This window comes from Acinetobacter sp. YH12131 (assembly GCF_013418635.1).
In the GTDB taxonomy this organism is placed as follows: Bacteria; Pseudomonadota; Gammaproteobacteria; order Pseudomonadales; family Moraxellaceae; genus Acinetobacter; species Acinetobacter towneri.
Genome location: NZ_VPBQ01000006.1, coordinates 86,252 through 101,867 on the forward strand (window position 1 = coordinate 86,252; position 15,616 = coordinate 101,867).

The window sequence follows — 15,616 nt, forward strand, 5'->3', positions numbered from 1 at the left end:
TTGCCACTTAGTTGGCTTGATAAGCCAACGATGAGGCAGAAATATCTGCAGTCGAATTTGGTAAGTTGCGAATCAGCAGGGCATAACGCATATCGACATCTGCAGGTATAGGGATTTCTACAATATGCCCTGAACCTTTGGCATCTTCAATCAGATTGCCTTTTTTATCTTTAATTTCAGTTAAAGTGAAATAGATATTGCCTTGTGGCGTCATCAATTCTAGAGAATCGCCCACTACAAAACGGTTTTTTACATCAATTTTAATGTAGTCACCATTACGTTCTAAGACTTCACCACAAAATTGCTGATGATCAAAACTTGATGAACCTGTTTCGTAGTTTTGGTATTCGCTGTGCACATGACGACGCAAGAAACCTTCGGTATAACCACGGTTAGCTAGGCCTTCTAATTGAGTCATTAATGCAGGGTCAAATGGTTTGCCTGCAAGTGCATCATCAATGGCTTTACGGTAAATTTGTGCAGTACGTGCGCAGTAGAAATAAGATTTGGTGCGACCTTCAATTTTTAGTGAATGGATGCCCATTTTAGTTAAACGGTCAACGTGCTGCACTGCACGTAAATCTTTAGAATTCATAAAGTAAGTGCCGTGTTCATCTTCTTCGGCAGCAAACATATCTTCGTCATTACGTTGTAATAACACAGGCTCGTTAAATTGATGCTGTGCCTGCATGTGTTGTTCATCTGCATCGGCAGTTTCAGAAAGATTTTTGACAGGAATTACGTCACCTGTTTCATCTTCTTTTGCATCGTGAATTTTATATTCCCAACGGCAGGCATTGGTACATGCGCCTTGGTTGGCATCACGTTTATTCATATAGCCTGAAAGCATGCAACGACCTGAATAGGCCATGCACAGCGCACCATGCACAAATACTTCAATTTCCATGCCAGGCACGTTGTTTTTAATTTCTTCAATTTCATCAATCGACAATTCACGCGAAAGAATGACACGGGTTAAACCCATATTTTGCCAGAATTTCACCGTTGCCCAGTTCACCGCATTGGCTTGTACCGATAAATGTACAGGCATGTCGGGGAAATTTTCACGCACCATCATAATCAGACCGGGGTCAGACATGATCAGTGCATCGGGTTGCATAGCAACCACTGGCTCTAGGTCACGAATAAAGTTTTTGAGTTTGCTGTTATGCGGCTGGATGTTCACCACCACATAAAACTTTTTGCCTAATTCATGCGCTTCTTGAATACCAATTGCCAAATTGTCATGATCAAATTCGTTATTACGCACGCGCAAACTATAACGCGGCTGACCTGCATAGACTGCATCTGCACCATAAGCAAAGGCATAGCGCATGTTTTTTAAAGAACCAGCAGGAGAGAGAAGTTCGGTGACGTGGGAAATAGTCATGATCAAAAAGCAATAGCAGAAATATGGCTTTATTGTATGAATCTAAATTTAGGATTCAACCTAGTAAATAGCTCGGGATTCAGAAGAAAACTCGTGCTGAAACGCTGGGGCTAATCTTGATATAGAAAGTTCCTCATCCTGAGCTATACAAAACGCACGAGAAGGGACTTTCAATACCAATTTGACAGATTGCTTATAATCAATTTCTGATGGATGAAAGCGTGTTAACGTACACGTTGCCCATGTTTATCAATCACCACTTCACCATCTTCTTTGCTGAAGCTTTTTAATTGTGGTTGAGTGAGCAAGTCTAAGACCAGTTCAGAAGGGCGGCACAGTTTCACACCTAACTCGGTCACGACAAATGGACGATTAATTAAAATCGGATGCTCGACCATCAATGCAATTAATTCCGCATCGCTGTGTGAGCTACCTTCAAGTTGCAACTGTTCGTATGGTTCTACATTTTTGCGGATTGCATCGCGCACGCTTAAACCTGCTTGTTGAATCATGCTAGTAAGTTCAGCTTGTGTAGGTGGGGTTTTTAAATATTCAATAATTTCAGGTTCTTGTCCTGTATTACGAATTAATTCTAAAGTATTGCGTGACGTTCCACAGGCAGGGTTATGAAAAATTTTGATGGTGTTGCTCATGCGTAATGACTCGTTTTAGGTCGATAAAATTTCAATATTGCATTTATATATGGATATGCGTATATTCGCAATAGTTAATATTGAAGTGCAGATAAAAAATGAATCAAACTGATTTTTTTAAATGTTTGTCAGACCCAACCCGACTGGACATTCTGAAATTGGTGATGGCTCAACACAATATTTGTGTATGCGAATTGACAGAACAATTGCAGTTAAATCAACCGAAAATATCACGTCATTTGGCGTTGTTACGGAATTTATCTATTTTGCTAGATCAACGTCAGGGGCAGTGGGTGTATTACCGTTTGAACCCAGATTTACCCGAATGGGCGTTTGCTGTTTTAAATATTATCGCGCAGCAAGATGTCAGCCCGATGACGCACATCAACCCTACAATTGCAACACATTGCGAGTAAGCACATGGCACAGTCCAAACTTTCTTTTTTAGATCGTAATCTGACCTTATGGATTTTTATTGCCATGGGGCTAGGTGTTGCGATTGGCGTGGTATTTCCTGCAGTATCGGCAAGCTTAGATCAAATGAGTGTGGGAACAGTCAATCTTCCCATTGTGATTGGTTTGATTTTGATGATGTATCCACCATTGGCAAAAGTCGATTACGCAGCTTTGCCAGAAGTGTTTAAAGACCGCCGAACCTTGTTGTTGTCTTTGGTACAAAACTGGTTGATTGCTCCGTGTTTGATGTTCGCTTTGGCGATTATTTTCTTGCAAAACTATCCTGAATATATGACAGGTTTGATTTTAATTGGTCTGGCACGCTGTATCGCGATGGTCTTGGTCTGGAACAACTTGGCTTGTGGTGATAACCAATACGTGGCTGCATTAGTTGCGTTTAACAGTATTTTTCAGATTGTATTCTTTAGTACTTATGCATGGCTGTTTCTGAGTTTCTTGCCGCCGTATTTTGGCGTGGCAGGACAAGTGATTGATGTTGGTTTTTGGACAATCACCCAAGCTGTTTTAATCTATTTGGGTATTCCTTTTTTGATGGGCTTTTTAACACGCTTGATTTTAGTGAAAAGCAAAGGCTTAGATTGGTATCAAACGTCTTTTTTACCCAAAATTAGCCCATTTAGTCTGTTGGCATTGCTATTTACCATTGTGGCGATGTTCGCACTAAAAGGCGCAGAAGTACTGAGCTTGCCGATGGATGTTTTACGCATTTCCATTCCATTGATTATTTACTTCGTTGCCATGTTCTTTATTAGCTTCTTTATGAGCAAATGGATGGGCAATGATTATCCACGGACGACCGCCATTTCCTTTACCGCAGCAGGGAATAATTTTGAATTAGCACTTGCTGTTGCCATTGCAACGTTTGGCTTGGCTTCTCCCGTTGCATTTACCACGATTATTGGCCCTTTGGTTGAAGTGCCTGTGTTGATTGCTTTGGTGAGTGTGTCTTTATGGCTGCGTAAAAAGTTTTATCAAAATGAGTCGATTGTCAGTTCAAAGTAATTTTCTTCATTTTGAGGTTTAAGATAAAAACATGGGCATGCGTTGCCCATTTTAGTTTTAAGAGTATGCAGCATGGTATTACCCAATATTGATTTAGATTTATTGCCTACACCAAGTTTTGAACAGGTGCAGGCAAAGCCGTTGAACCATCCGCCACGTATTTTATTGATGTACGGTTCAAACCGTGAGCGTTCTTATAGTCGTTTGGCGGTACAAGAAGCAGGCAGAATTTTGGAGCACTTTGGTGCTGAGGTAAAAATTTTCCATCCTAAAGGTTTGCCTTTACCAGAAGATGGCGATGCTTCACATCCCAAAGTCCAAGAGTTACATGAATTGCTGGCGTGGGCAGAAGGCATGGTTTGGTGTAGCCCAGAACGTCATGGTTCGATGAGCTCAATTTTTAAAGCACAAATTGACTGGATTCCTCTTGCTGCAGGTGCAATTCGTGCCACACAAGGTAAAACGCTTGCTTTAATGCAGGTGTGTGGCGGGTCGCAGTCATTTAACAGTGTCAATCAATTACGTATTTTAGGACGTTGGATGCGGATGATCACCATCCCCAATCAGTCTTCTATTCCTAAAGCCTTTTTAGAGTTTGAGGAAGATGGCCGCATGAAAGCGTCTAGCTATTACGACCGTATTGTCGATGTCATGGAGGAGTTATATAAATTTACTTTGCTGACTCGCGGGCAATCTGCATATTTGGTAGATCGTTATTCTGAACGTGTGGAAACTGCCGAGCAGTTGTCGCAACGTGTTAATCAGAAGTCTTGATAATTCAATTTTAGATAAGCAAAACCGCATGAGAAAAGGCTGAGAGAGTGATTATTCGGCTTCGAGCCGTTTTAAAATCTGACAATCATCAATAGTTGTTTGTGTGATGCAGGCTTGTCTAAGTTGCTGAAGTTGTAGCTGAAAATGCTGCAACTCGGCAATTTTATCTTCTACATGCCTTAAATGTTCATCAATCAATTCATTCACGGCGCAGCAGTTTTGCTTTGGCTGTTTTTCTAATTCAATCAAAGCTTCAATTTCTTTTAAGTTCATATCTAAAGCACGGCAACGCTTAATAAAAATCAAACGTTTGAGTGCCTCATCATTGTAATAGCGATAATTATTTTCGGCACGAAAGCTTGGGGTGAGTAAGTGCTTCTTTTCATAAAAACGAATGGTATCTGTGCTGACACCAACTTTTTTAGCTAATTCATGAATTAAATATTGTGCCATGCTTGACCTTGGACTAAGTCTATAGTTTTAAATGAGCATAATCGAAACAATTTCATTTTGAAAGAAGGTGTGTCTATGGCATGTACGTGTAGTCATGAACCTGCGCCAATCAAACCGAATAGTAAATTTAGAACCGCGTTATGGATTGCATTGGTGATCAATCTCAGCATGTTTTTTATCGAGTTGATAGGTGGTGCCTATGCCCATTCATCATCCCTATGGGCAGATTCACTGGATTTCTTTGGAGATGCTGTCAATTACGGGATTTCACTTGCGGTGTTAAGTGCAAGTTTGTATTGGCGTGCTACTGTGGCTTTGGTCAAAGGCATCACGATGGCCTTGTTTGGTGTGGTGGTGATGGGCAAGGTTATCTATGCCTATATACAGGGTATTCCACCTGAAGCCATAACCATGGGTATTATTGGGATCATCGCCTTATTAGCCAATGTGGTTACTGCATTGATTTTATATGCATTTCGAGATGGTGATTCGAATATGAAATCGGTGTGGTTATGTAGCCGTAATGATGCGATTGGTAATTTCGCAGTTATTTTGGCGGCAGTGGGTGTATTTGGTACGGGTAGTTTGATTCCAGATCTTGTGGTAGCCGTGATTATGGCGAGTTTGGGCTTAACAGCCGGGTATCATGTGATTCAGCAAGCTTTGGCTGAACGAAGAATGAATGTACCAGAATAAAGAATAAACGTAAAAAGCACTCCATCTGATTTGAGTGATTTAGATGGAGTGCTTTTAATTTTTTGTAGTCGCAATAATTTTAAAATTTGAAGTAAAAATAACGATAAGTTATTCCAAATTGTTATTTACAAAAAATAATATATAACTAAAATTAAAAATAAATTGATGTATTTAAAAATAATTTACACGATGAATAATATTTAATTTTTTTTAAATTGAGGGTTAAATGAAACTAATTAAATTATTTTCTATAGCAAGCCTGATTGCTTTGGCTGGCTGTAGTTCTAAAGTAGTGACTTATGATACTGCAGGGCAAGTGATTGGTTCATGTGTCGCTACACAGGGCTTTATTTTGGGGGCTAAAGCTGTGTGTTATGGTGGTGCCAACATACAAGGCATTAACTATTCTAAAGTAGATGAGCGCACGGGTTTATTGCCAACCATACCAAATAATTCGCAGATTTCACTGCAACAAGACTAATTTTTTAGAGGGGTAATACAATGAAAATTTCTAGTTTAATCGCATTAACAGCGGCTATTTTGATGACAGGTTGTGCTTCAAAAGTGACAACTTATGATTCGAGTGGTCGTATGATTGGTTCATGTCAGGCAGAGCGTGGGTTTGTAATTGGTGGTGGTGCACACTGTGAAGGACGTGCTAACCAAGAAGGTCGCAGTGTACGTTAATTGATGCTAATGACAAAAAACCGAGCTATTTAGCTCGGTTTTTTTAGATTCAACAGCTTTTATTTTTCAACGAAAGCACGTTCAATCACGTAATCGCCCAATTCACCCATACGTGGTGATTCTTTTAAACCATGTTGGTCAAGTAATGCTGCAACATCTTTTAAGAATGCAGGGCTACCACATAACATGGCACGGTCAGTTTCAGGGTTAAAACGTGGTAAACCAATTTTTTCAAAGATTTCACCCGATTCAATTGCCGTGGTCACACGTCCTTGGTTTGGATATTCTTCACGTGTAACGGTTGGGTAATATACCAGTTTTTCACGAATACCAAGTTCTTGGAAAAACTCGTGATTTGGTAATTCATTTAGAATTAAATCTTGATAAGCCAATTCAGAAATGAAACGTGTACCGTGAACCACAATCACTTTTTCAAAGCGTTCATAAGTTTCAGGGTCGCGGATGGTTGCCAAAAATGGAGCTAGACCTGTACCTGAAGAAAGTAAGTATAGGTTTTTACCAGGATTTAAATCATCCAGTACCAAAGTGCCTGTAGGTTTTTTAGAAACCAGCAATTCATCGCCCACTTTTACTTTTTGTAAAATAGACGTTAAAGGGCCATCAGGTACTTTAATTGAGAAGAATTCTAGCTCTTCTTCATAGTTAGCACTGGCAATCGAGTAAGCGCGCATTAAAGGCTTGCCATTTACTTCCAGACCAATCATCACAAATTGACCGTTTTTAAAACGTAGTGCGGTATCGCGAGTCGTTTTAAAACTGAATAAAGTGTCATTCCAGTGGTGTACGTGAGTAATCTTTTCGACGTTGAAAGCAGCCATTAAAGGTCTCAATAAATTATCAAATTAGAACAGCTTGCTATTCTAATCTAAAATCATTCTCTATAAACTGAATATATTTAATTGAGCTTATCAGAAAAAGTGATGAAGACTGATCTAAAAATGCCAATAATCGGATTTATGCACTCTCCCTACCGAGAAAAATTTGGTATTCCTCGTCAACCAAATCTGGTACAGGTCGAATCGTATATTGAAATGCAAGCGCCTTATAACGATGTGTTGGCATTTCAAGGGATCGAAGCGTTTAGTCACTTATGGTTAATCTGGCAATTTCACGACAATAAAAACCAAACCGATGCTCATCCAACCGTACAGAAACAGCAAAACCCCTGTTTTCGTGCACAAGTGCGTCCGCCACGTTTGGGTGGTAATCAAAAAATAGGTGTGTTTGCGACGCGCAGCATGTATCGACCTGCACCCATTGGTTTATCTGTAGTGCAATTTAAACAGGTCAAAAAAGTGGGTAAGTCACTGCGAGTTTATGTGACAGGAGCAGATTTGTTGCATGGCACGCCTATTTTGGATATTAAACCTTATATTCAATATTCAGATGCTGTGCCTGATGCACAAAGTGGTTATGCGCAAGATGAACCCATAAGAAAAACAGTGCTATGGATGGACACAGCCGAAGCGCAAAAAAATCAGTTGCTCGAATCTGGCGTATTACAGCCACAGATTGCGCAGGAATTGGAACAGGTCTTGTCTTTAGATCCACGACCTGCATATCAGGATGATGCTGAACGAATTTACACCATGAATTTTGCAGATTTTGATGTCAGTTTCCGTGTCGATCAGCACGCAGTACACATCCTAAAAATTGTTTTAATCGCTGTCGATTAAACCATCATATATAAAATAGCCACCAACGCCAGCATGTGCAAAATTTGGGTAGGTGCGAAATAAAGTGCAAAACGTAAGCCGCCAATGAGTGCGGCATTGATACATTTAGAAATTGCATGAGCAACAAGACCTAAAATTAAGGCGTACAGCAACATTTGCTGACTGGGTGGACCTTGCATCACCACAGTAGCAATGGCGGCATGCACCTCAAATAAAGAGGCGAGTAAGGTACCAATGATTAAGCCTGCGTCGCCAAGCATTTGCTCTAAGCCGTAGACCATGGCTTGAATTGCGGTTAAGGTCGCCACAATAATAGCGGCTTCTTTAAGGCTAAACATACGGGTGTCGGCTTCAGGTTTTGCTGTTGTCGTATTTTTATGCTTTTTAAGCAAGCATACGCCGACCAAAATTAAAATGCCAATGCCTGCCAGACTGGGCATAATTAATAGCTTAAACCACGCCAGATTGACACCCGCCACAATAATCAACATTTGCGCTAAAGTTGCCACGCAAGACATCAGCGCTGCACCTGCGTTGGCACGTGCTTCACCACGACCTGCGCGTACTTCCATGCCTAAACTGGCAATGGTTGCTGTGCTTGATACAAAACCTGAAGCAATCGCAGACAACATGAGGGCATTGCTGCTTGAGAGTAAACGCTTGGCGATATGCGCCAAAGCCTGCACACTTAGAATTAAAATCAATAATTTTAAAATCACATAAGGATTAAGCACATTGCCCCATAGTGCAGTATTAGGCGTCAGTGGCAAGGCAATTAACACCAAAGCCAGTAAAAACAAGCCATCACGTAGTTCAGCTTCGGTAATCCACTGACTGACAATGCCATGCATGGTGTGCTTGGTCATGAGTAAACCTGTCAAAATGACCGATAAACCTGCTGCCAATGGAATATTCCATAAACACAAGGCACCAATAAAATAGGTCATGACGAAGGCCAGTTCTGTGGTTGCACCTGGGTCATCTTCCGCTTGATTTTTGAGGGAATATAAGCCAATTCCCCCAACAATCAACGCACCCACAATGGCAATGCTCGTGCCCAATAAGAAGCAAATGGCACCTAATAATGCGCAAATTCCAAAGGTACGTACGCCTGCAAAACGGTGATGTTGTCCATTTTTTTTACTGCGTTCACGCTCTAATCCAATCAGTAAGCCACAGCCAAGTGCTGCTGCAAACATGGTGAGCAGTTCGGGAAAATTGGTTGTAACCAAAGATGGAGGAGTCAGAAAATCCACAGCAACATTCCAAATACAAGGTGTTATTTTAAACATCATATATTTGAATTGTGTTTATCGCCATTTATGAATCTATTTTCACTCTAAAATTATGGCTTAATCGAACCATACAAGATTACTGTATTAAAGAAGTCATTCAGCCCTGAAAGCAAACTCTGCTATAGTAAACCCAGATTTTGGGGCATATAACAATGAATTTTAATTTTGAAATAGACAGTACTTGGTGCTTAGAACAATTAGTCAAAGATGGTAAAATTACCGAACGTGATCAGGCTTTGGTACAAACCACGCATCGTCAACGTGATCAATTAAAATGGCATCCGTTACAATGGATTGCCAACTTTAATTTGGTCGATCAAAGTCATCCCCAAACCACTTTAACTTTAAACCGTTTATGCCAATGGCTGGCTGATAAATCAGGCTTGCCATTCTATATTATTGATCCGTTAAAAGCCGATGTTGCTGCTTTAACAGCTGTGATGTCGCAGGAATTTGCACTGCGTAACCGTATTTTAGCGGTGGAAGTGACTGCAGATGCGGTGTTAATTGCGACAGATCAACCTTATAAAAAAGAATGGGTTGCCAACTTAGAACATAGTTTATTGCCCAAAAAAATTCAGCGAGTTTTACTCAGCCCAGATCAATTACAGCGTTATTTGATCGAATATTACCAAGTGAGTCGCGCAGTACACTCATCACAAAAATCTTCTGCACATGACCGTGAAAATAAAGGGGTCGAGGCTTTATTGCAATTGGGCGATACCCAAAACCCAGATGCCAATGATCAACATATTGTGAAGTTGGTGGATTGGGTGCTGCAATTTGCCTTTGAACAAGGCGCAAGTGATATTCACCTCGAACCACGTAAAGACACAGGCAAAGTACGTTTTCGTATTGATGGCGTGTTGCACACCATCTATAACATGCCTGCCAATACGCTTACCGCAGTCATCTCACGGATTAAAATTTTAGGGCGTATGAATGTAGCCGAAAAACGTAAACCGCAAGATGGACGTTTAAAAACCCGAACTCCAAAAGGACAAGAAACTGAACTGCGTTTATCGACCTTACCAACGGCGTTTGGCGAAAAACTGGTGATGCGTATTTTTGACCCAGAAGTATTGGTACGCAGTTTTCAGCAATTGGGTTTTGATAGTCGTTTGTTGAATGAATGGCATGCCCTGACTGCACATAGTCACGGCATTATTTTGGTTACAGGCCCTACAGGTTCGGGTAAAACCACCACGCTGTATTCATCGCTAAAGCAATTGGCTACCGATGAAGTCAATGTCTGCACCATTGAAGACCCGATTGAAATGTTAGAACCGAGTTTTAACCAAATGCAGGTGAATACTGCAATTGATTTAGGTTTTGCCGATGGTGTGCGTGCCTTAATGCGTCAAGACCCTGACATTATTATGGTCGGAGAAATTCGAGATCAGGATACCGCAAATATGGCGATTCAAGCGGCACTGACGGGGCATTTAGTTTTATCGACACTGCATACTAATGATGCGCCTTCAAGTTTGACTCGTTTGCATGATTTGGGCGTACAGCCATTTTTGACAGCTGCCACAATTTTAGGCGTTTTGGCACAGCGTTTGGTGCGTAAACTGTGTCCGCATTGTAAGCAAGAAGGCTCAATAAATGAAAAAGATTGGGAACATTTGACCTTCGATTACATTATGGAAATGCCTGCACAAGTGTTTAAACCTGTTGGATGCGATGAATGCCGTCAAACGGGCTATAAAGGTCGGGTCGGAATTTATGAGTTTATGCCGTTAAGTTTAGATACCAAACAGCTCATCAGCGCCAATGCCAATTTAAATGAATTACGTCAGCAAGCTAAAAAAGAGGGCATTGAACCGTTGCGTATTGCAGGCGCACGCAAAGTTTTAGAAGGCATGACCACTTTAGAGGAAGTGTTGCGAGTCGTGCCATTAAATTAGCAGATTCAAACTTTTTACGATGAATTTTAAAAAATGGAAATCTTAAGATTCAGCTCATCTTGCTTTGTTTTAATCACCATAACGAAATGAGCAACACAAAAAGGTGAAGCAATGAAATTTACAATGAAAGCAATGTTGATGGCAGGTTTAATGGCAATGGCTTCAATCACCATGGCAAACGACAGCATTAACACCCAAGCACTACATCAAAATGTAACTGTAAAACAAGCTTTAAGCCTGAAAGATGACAGCAAAGTGCAGTTAAAAGGTTATGTGGTGAAATCTATTGGTGATGAAAAATATCAGTTCCGTGATAACACAGGCACTATTACGGTCGATATTGATGATGACTTATGGAATGGCAAAGCCGTTTCTGCCAAAACGCCTGTTACCTTAATTGGTGAAGTGGATATTGATCATAAGCCTGCAAAACGTATTGAAATAGATGTCGATCAGGTTCGTTTCTAACATTCAATGCGTGCGCATGATTTACTTCAAGCAGCATTCATCACTGAAAAACCACATACCTCACAGGAGGGATGTGGTTTTATAATTCTTAGATTCTTAATTGAAGTACATCAAAAATAACAGAGGATGGCATGCGACTACTCTTGGCTGAAGATGATGTATCACAAGCAGAAAGTATTAAAACCTGGCTGGAAATGGATGGTTATAATGTCGATTGGGTCGAGCGTGGCGATCACGCCATTTTAGCCATTCAGCAGCATCATTATGATTGTGTGTTGTTAGACCGTGGGTTGCCTAAAAATAGCGGTGATGAAATTCTGCACGCTTTACGACAGCAGCAACAGGATACTCCTGTTATTTTCATTACTGCGCGCGATAGTATTCAAGATCGGGTACAGGGACTTGATTTGGGCGCCAATGATTATTTGGTTAAACCGTTTAGCCTTGAAGAACTCTCGGCGCGGGTACGCAGTCAGTTACGCAATGCGCAAAGTCATCCGACACAGCAGCTTGAATTTGCCAACTTGGTTTTAGACACGCAAAGCAAACAAGTGAAAGTGGATGATCAACAGGTCAATTTAACGGCTAAGGAATTCCAGATTTTACATAAACTGATGCAAAACCCGCAGCATGTGGTGACTCGTGAACAGCTCGAAGAGTCTTTATATGCATGGGGCGATGAAATTGAAAGTAATGCGATTGAAGTATTTATTTATCAATTACGCAAAAAAATTGGCAGTAGCCGCATTAAAACCATACGAGGTTTAGGCTATCGTATGCAGCAAGATAACTAATTCAGTTTGATCTCCGCATGTCTAAACAGGTCATTTCTTTACAGTCCAAACTGGTTAAAAGCTCCGTTTTAAGTTCGGTCTTGGCGGGTGGACTCGCCCTGATTTTATTATTGGCGGTTGCCAGTTACCAAACCATGCGCGTGCATGATGACATTATGGATGAAATAGCCGATATGTTGCTGCGAGCAGACTTGCGTGACCATGCAGGCAATCAGGTCGATGAGTTGAGCGAGCAATTTCATATTGCCTATCAATTGGGATTAGATGATCTGATTTTGACTACCTCTGAAGATGAACAAGACATACCTCCGCTTCACTTGCCTCAGCTTGCCGTGGTATCTGAGCATGGTTTTTCATTTCACTGGCAAGATGGACAAATTTGGCGCAGCTATGTGGCAGAGGAAGATGGCTTGCATGTGATTGTCGTGCAGCCGCTTAAATATCGCTTTAAGGAAATTGCTGCAACCAGTTTGGGCTATGCCGCTATTTTATTGCTGTTGTGGTTGCTGCAATGGGCCATTGTGCATTTTATGATTGGTCGTCAATTTAAGCGGATTCAGCAACTCTCCCAACAAATTGCAGAAAAAAATCAACATGATTTGACGCCAATTATCCCCACACAACCTGAATTGAAAGAACTGCAACCCATGCTGCAGCAATTGAATAAATTGTTGGGGCGAGTAGAGCAGTCTTTAATTGCAGAACAGCGATTTACAGCAGATGCTTCGCATGAGTTACGCTCTCCTTTATCTGCCATTCAATTGCGTTTGCAGGTGCTAAAACGTAAATACCAACAACAACCTGAGTTGGCACAAGATTTAGAGCAAATTCAGCGTGATGTCAGCCGTGGCACACAAGTATTGGAAAACTTGCTGTTATTGGCACGTTTAGACCCGACAGATGCGGCATCGTTAAATAAAAGTGCGGTATCTATAGCAGACTTGGTGCAGGAAGTTTTACAAAGTCTGACGCCGTTTATTCAGGAAAAAGCCATTCAGATTCAGTCAGATATTCAACCGATACAAGTGCAAGGCAATCCTGAATTGCTATTTAGCTGCCTGCGCAACTTGATTGACAACGCAGTGCGTTATGCAGCACCTCAAGGACGTATTTGGATTGAAGCGAAACCGCATGAATTGATGCAGGAAATTTGCATCGCCGACAATGGTCATGCAGTGACTGATGACGTTTTGGCACGTTTGGGCGAACGCTTTTACCGTGCTTTAGGCAGTAAAACTCAAGGTTCTGGTTTAGGACTGTCGATTTGTAAGAAAATTATAGAGTTGCATGCAGGAAAAATTGAATTTTCACGTGCTGAACAAGGTGGTTTAAAAGTGCGTATTTTGTTGCCTAAAGCCCAGTTGTAAATATGATTGGTTTTAGGAAGCAAGTTAAAATTAAACAAGTCAGAACTTAAAAGCAGTATGCGCTGATTCATACTGCTGTTTCCACGTTTATTATTGTGTTGATTATTTTAATTATTTTGTGAGAATAAGACGATTGTTACGGGTTAAGCGTAAACGATATTCTTCGCCTGCATGCAAAATACGAATTTCGCGTCCTAGCGCAAACAAGTTATTTGAATGTAACATAGGTAGGGCATGCTGAGTGTCTGAATGACGTGAAAATAAGTTAAATGGGGCGTTCATTTTGAGTTACTCCGTGGTGTGTAAGAATTGTTTTAAATGATAATCATTATCATATAAGCCTGTCAACGGATTATTTTTGATTTTATAAAAGTCTACAATTTGCAGTTAAACGTACATTGCAGAAAAGGAAACGGGTTCATGTCCAAGCCAAATATTCATGTGGCAATTGCGCTGTTATTTCATCAAAACAAAGTGTTGGTGGGTTGGCGCGAAGCCAAACAACATCAGGGCAATAAACACGAATTTCCAGGTGGGAAAGTGGAAGCAGGCGAAACTCCTGTAGATGCTTGCCGCCGTGAAGTGTTTGAAGAAGTTGGTGTTGGCATACAGCATTGGCATGCTTTTGATATTATTTGCCATGAATATGATGATGTGATTGTCAATCTGCATATTTTTCAGGCTGCTGTACCCGCAGCTTTATTAAAAGATATTCAAGTGCCTTGGACATGGTTTAGCCGTCCGCAACTTTTAGAGCTGAATTTTCCACAAGCCAATCGTGCAATTGTGCAACGACTAGTGTGGCAACAGGCAATTAAAGTCAGTGAAGATTTAAAACATTTAGCAAATTTGCCTAAGCAAAAACTGCTGTATTGGCGGGTTGAACCCAATGCTGCATGCAAGGTCGAATTGTCAGAATATTGCATTGAGCAACTGGGGCAAGTGATTGTCAATTTGGAATTGTGGAAGCAATTAAATACGATTCAGCAACACGCCATTGCAGCAATTCATTTAAAACAATCGCAACTGATGCAATTACAAAAGGGCGATTTAAAAGTTGGGCAGCGTTATATTGCAGCGTGTCATGATATTGTTTCGGCACAACATGCACAGCAAATTGGTTGTGAAGCAATTTTACTCAGTCCTGTTTTAGTAACCACCACGCATCATGATGCCACACCTTTAGGATGGGAAAAATTCCAGCAGATTGCTGAGTTTGTCGATATTCCTGTTTTTGCTTTGGGTGGCTTAACTCAGGATGATTTTGCTACGGCAGAGCAGCATCATGCCTATGGCATTGCAGGCGTACGTTTTATTTGATTTTTTCTAGTTTGCGCAAATAAAAAATCGCTGATGTAATTACACTCAGCGATTTTTAGTTTATTAAATTATCGTCCTTACAAATCTTTCAAAGCTTGTTGGGCTTGCGCAAGGCTTTTGGCATTATTTTGTTGCTGTGCTGCTTTTTGAATGACTAGCCATAATTGACGTTTCATAGCATCGCTTTGTGCATAGCTTAAACCACGACGTGCCAAGGCTTCTGCATTAGCGGGTTGCTTCTTTTGGTTGGCAATTAAAGCCAAATATAAATAGGTTTCAGCCGCTTGCGGGGCAAGTCGCTGCGCTTGCAAAGCTGCTGTTTCGGCCTGATTGAATTGACCTTGTTTATAAGCGGTCTGGGTTTGCTGCATCAACTTTTGAAAAGCAGGCAAACTACGACCATCCTCTAATTTTTGTTGCACGGTTTGTTGTGGCACCACCACTTGCAACGATTGACGCTTAATTTCTTCACGTTCATAAGGACGAATCACCACACCTTCTGGTGTCGTCACAGTTTTAGGTTTTTCAGGCACAGGCTGAGGAGCAGGCGGTTCAGGTAAACTCTGGCAAGCTACAATCGTTGCCATCGCACCCATAGCGAATGTGGTGAAAAAAACTTGTCTTAAACGTGAT

The 15,616-nt window shown here is 41.0% G+C and carries 19 protein-coding genes; 12 read left to right on the forward strand and 7 right to left on the reverse strand.

Annotation, left to right across the window (positions count from 1 at the left end; all coding sequences use genetic code 11):
- Window positions 1-7: 7 nt before the first annotated feature.
- The gene (gene yegQ / locus FTU66_RS06485) at window positions 8-1,390 is read right to left on the reverse strand and encodes a tRNA 5-hydroxyuridine modification protein YegQ (RefSeq protein WP_136144203.1); all 1,383 of its coding nucleotides are present in this window, start codon (window positions 1,388-1,390) and stop codon (window positions 8-10) included.
- 224 nt (window positions 1,391-1,614) lie between these two features.
- Complete coding sequence (arsC, locus tag FTU66_RS06490; protein WP_004972934.1) at window positions 1,615-2,043, reverse strand: arsenate reductase (glutaredoxin); 429 nt, start codon at window positions 2,041-2,043, stop codon at window positions 1,615-1,617.
- Between the two features lie 98 nt (window positions 2,044-2,141).
- Between arsC and FTU66_RS06495 the strand changes: the two genes are divergently transcribed.
- The 3 genes from FTU66_RS06495 (at window position 2,142) to arsH (ending at window position 4,296) form a co-directional block, all read left to right on the forward strand.
- The gene (locus FTU66_RS06495; protein WP_004972936.1) at window positions 2,142-2,459 is read left to right on the forward strand and encodes a metalloregulator ArsR/SmtB family transcription factor; all 318 of its coding nucleotides are present in this window, start codon (window positions 2,142-2,144) and stop codon (window positions 2,457-2,459) included.
- 4 nt (window positions 2,460-2,463) lie between these two features.
- Window positions 2,464-3,522 (forward strand): ACR3 family arsenite efflux transporter, encoded by a 1,059-nt coding sequence (arsB, locus tag FTU66_RS06500; RefSeq protein ID WP_179991050.1) that lies wholly within the window; start codon window positions 2,464-2,466, stop codon window positions 3,520-3,522.
- Between the two features lie 72 nt (window positions 3,523-3,594).
- Window positions 3,595-4,296: an arsenical resistance protein ArsH gene (arsH, locus tag FTU66_RS06505; RefSeq protein WP_136144350.1), complete on the forward strand. Its 702-nt coding sequence runs from the start codon at window positions 3,595-3,597 to the stop codon at window positions 4,294-4,296.
- Between the two features lie 51 nt (window positions 4,297-4,347).
- Here the strand turns inward: arsH and FTU66_RS06510 are convergent, their stop codons facing one another.
- Window positions 4,348-4,749, reverse strand: coding sequence for a MerR family transcriptional regulator (locus tag FTU66_RS06510; RefSeq protein WP_136144351.1), 402 nt, complete (start codon window positions 4,747-4,749; stop codon window positions 4,348-4,350).
- 75 nt (window positions 4,750-4,824) lie between these two features.
- Between FTU66_RS06510 and FTU66_RS06515 the strand changes: the two genes are divergently transcribed.
- From FTU66_RS06515 to FTU66_RS06525, 3 genes are all read left to right on the forward strand, one after another.
- Entirely contained in the window at window positions 4,825-5,445 is a 621-nt protein-coding gene (locus FTU66_RS06515) for a cation transporter (RefSeq protein WP_096901843.1), read from the forward strand.
- 226 nt (window positions 5,446-5,671) lie between these two features.
- Complete coding sequence (locus FTU66_RS06520; RefSeq protein ID WP_004972946.1) at window positions 5,672-5,926, forward strand: hypothetical protein; 255 nt, start codon at window positions 5,672-5,674, stop codon at window positions 5,924-5,926.
- A 20-nt stretch (window positions 5,927-5,946) separates the two neighbouring features.
- A complete protein-coding gene (locus FTU66_RS06525) occupies window positions 5,947-6,132 on the forward strand; it encodes a hypothetical protein (RefSeq protein WP_004972947.1) in 186 nt (61 codons plus the stop codon).
- Between the two features lie 59 nt (window positions 6,133-6,191).
- On the opposite strand, the gene FTU66_RS06530 is transcribed toward FTU66_RS06525, so the two are convergent.
- A complete protein-coding gene (locus FTU66_RS06530) occupies window positions 6,192-6,971 on the reverse strand; it encodes a ferredoxin--NADP reductase (RefSeq protein WP_004972950.1) in 780 nt (259 codons plus the stop codon).
- Window positions 6,972-7,091: 120 nt separating this feature from the next.
- On the opposite strand from FTU66_RS06530, the gene tsaA reads away from it, so the two are divergent.
- Window positions 7,092-7,829: a tRNA (N6-threonylcarbamoyladenosine(37)-N6)-methyltransferase TrmO gene (gene tsaA, locus FTU66_RS06535; RefSeq protein WP_207973603.1), complete on the forward strand. Its 738-nt coding sequence runs from the start codon at window positions 7,092-7,094 to the stop codon at window positions 7,827-7,829.
- On the opposite strand, the gene FTU66_RS06540 is transcribed toward tsaA, so the two are convergent.
- Window positions 7,826-9,028, reverse strand: coding sequence for a DUF4010 domain-containing protein (locus FTU66_RS06540; RefSeq protein WP_180112525.1), 1,203 nt, complete (start codon window positions 9,026-9,028; stop codon window positions 7,826-7,828). The genes tsaA and FTU66_RS06540 overlap by 4 nt on opposite strands.
- Window positions 9,029-9,276: 248 nt before the next feature.
- Here FTU66_RS06540 and FTU66_RS06545 point away from each other — a divergent pair, with 248 nt between their 5' ends.
- The 4 genes from FTU66_RS06545 (at window position 9,277) to FTU66_RS06560 (ending at window position 13,663) form a co-directional block, all read left to right on the forward strand.
- A complete protein-coding gene (locus FTU66_RS06545) occupies window positions 9,277-11,034 on the forward strand; it encodes a GspE/PulE family protein (protein WP_004972956.1) in 1,758 nt (585 codons plus the stop codon).
- Between the two features lie 111 nt (window positions 11,035-11,145).
- Window positions 11,146-11,502, forward strand: a complete 357-nt coding sequence (locus tag FTU66_RS06550) for a NirD/YgiW/YdeI family stress tolerance protein (RefSeq protein ID WP_096901845.1) — start codon at window positions 11,146-11,148, stop codon at window positions 11,500-11,502.
- 131 nt (window positions 11,503-11,633) lie between these two features.
- Window positions 11,634-12,296: a response regulator transcription factor gene (locus tag FTU66_RS06555; RefSeq protein WP_096901847.1), complete on the forward strand. Its 663-nt coding sequence runs from the start codon at window positions 11,634-11,636 to the stop codon at window positions 12,294-12,296.
- Window positions 12,297-12,313: 17 nt separating this feature from the next.
- On the forward strand, window positions 12,314-13,663 hold the full coding sequence (locus tag FTU66_RS06560; RefSeq protein ID WP_180112507.1) for a HAMP domain-containing sensor histidine kinase: 1,350 nt from the start codon (window positions 12,314-12,316) through the stop codon (window positions 13,661-13,663).
- A 111-nt stretch (window positions 13,664-13,774) separates the two neighbouring features.
- On the opposite strand, the gene hemP is transcribed toward FTU66_RS06560, so the two are convergent.
- Window positions 13,775-13,945 (reverse strand): hemin uptake protein HemP, encoded by a 171-nt coding sequence (hemP, locus tag FTU66_RS06565; RefSeq protein ID WP_004972965.1) that lies wholly within the window; start codon window positions 13,943-13,945, stop codon window positions 13,775-13,777.
- Between the two features lie 138 nt (window positions 13,946-14,083).
- On the opposite strand from hemP, the gene FTU66_RS06570 reads away from it, so the two are divergent.
- The gene (locus tag FTU66_RS06570; protein ID WP_179993726.1) at window positions 14,084-14,983 is read left to right on the forward strand and encodes an NUDIX domain-containing protein; all 900 of its coding nucleotides are present in this window, start codon (window positions 14,084-14,086) and stop codon (window positions 14,981-14,983) included.
- A gap of 77 nt (window positions 14,984-15,060) precedes the next feature.
- Here the strand turns inward: FTU66_RS06570 and FTU66_RS06575 are convergent, their stop codons facing one another.
- Window positions 15,061-15,579 carry a hypothetical protein gene (locus tag FTU66_RS06575; protein ID WP_096901888.1) on the reverse strand — a complete coding sequence of 173 codons (519 nt, stop codon included), beginning with the start codon at window positions 15,577-15,579 and terminating at the stop codon, window positions 15,061-15,063.
- Between the last annotated feature and the right edge of the window lie 37 nt (window positions 15,580-15,616).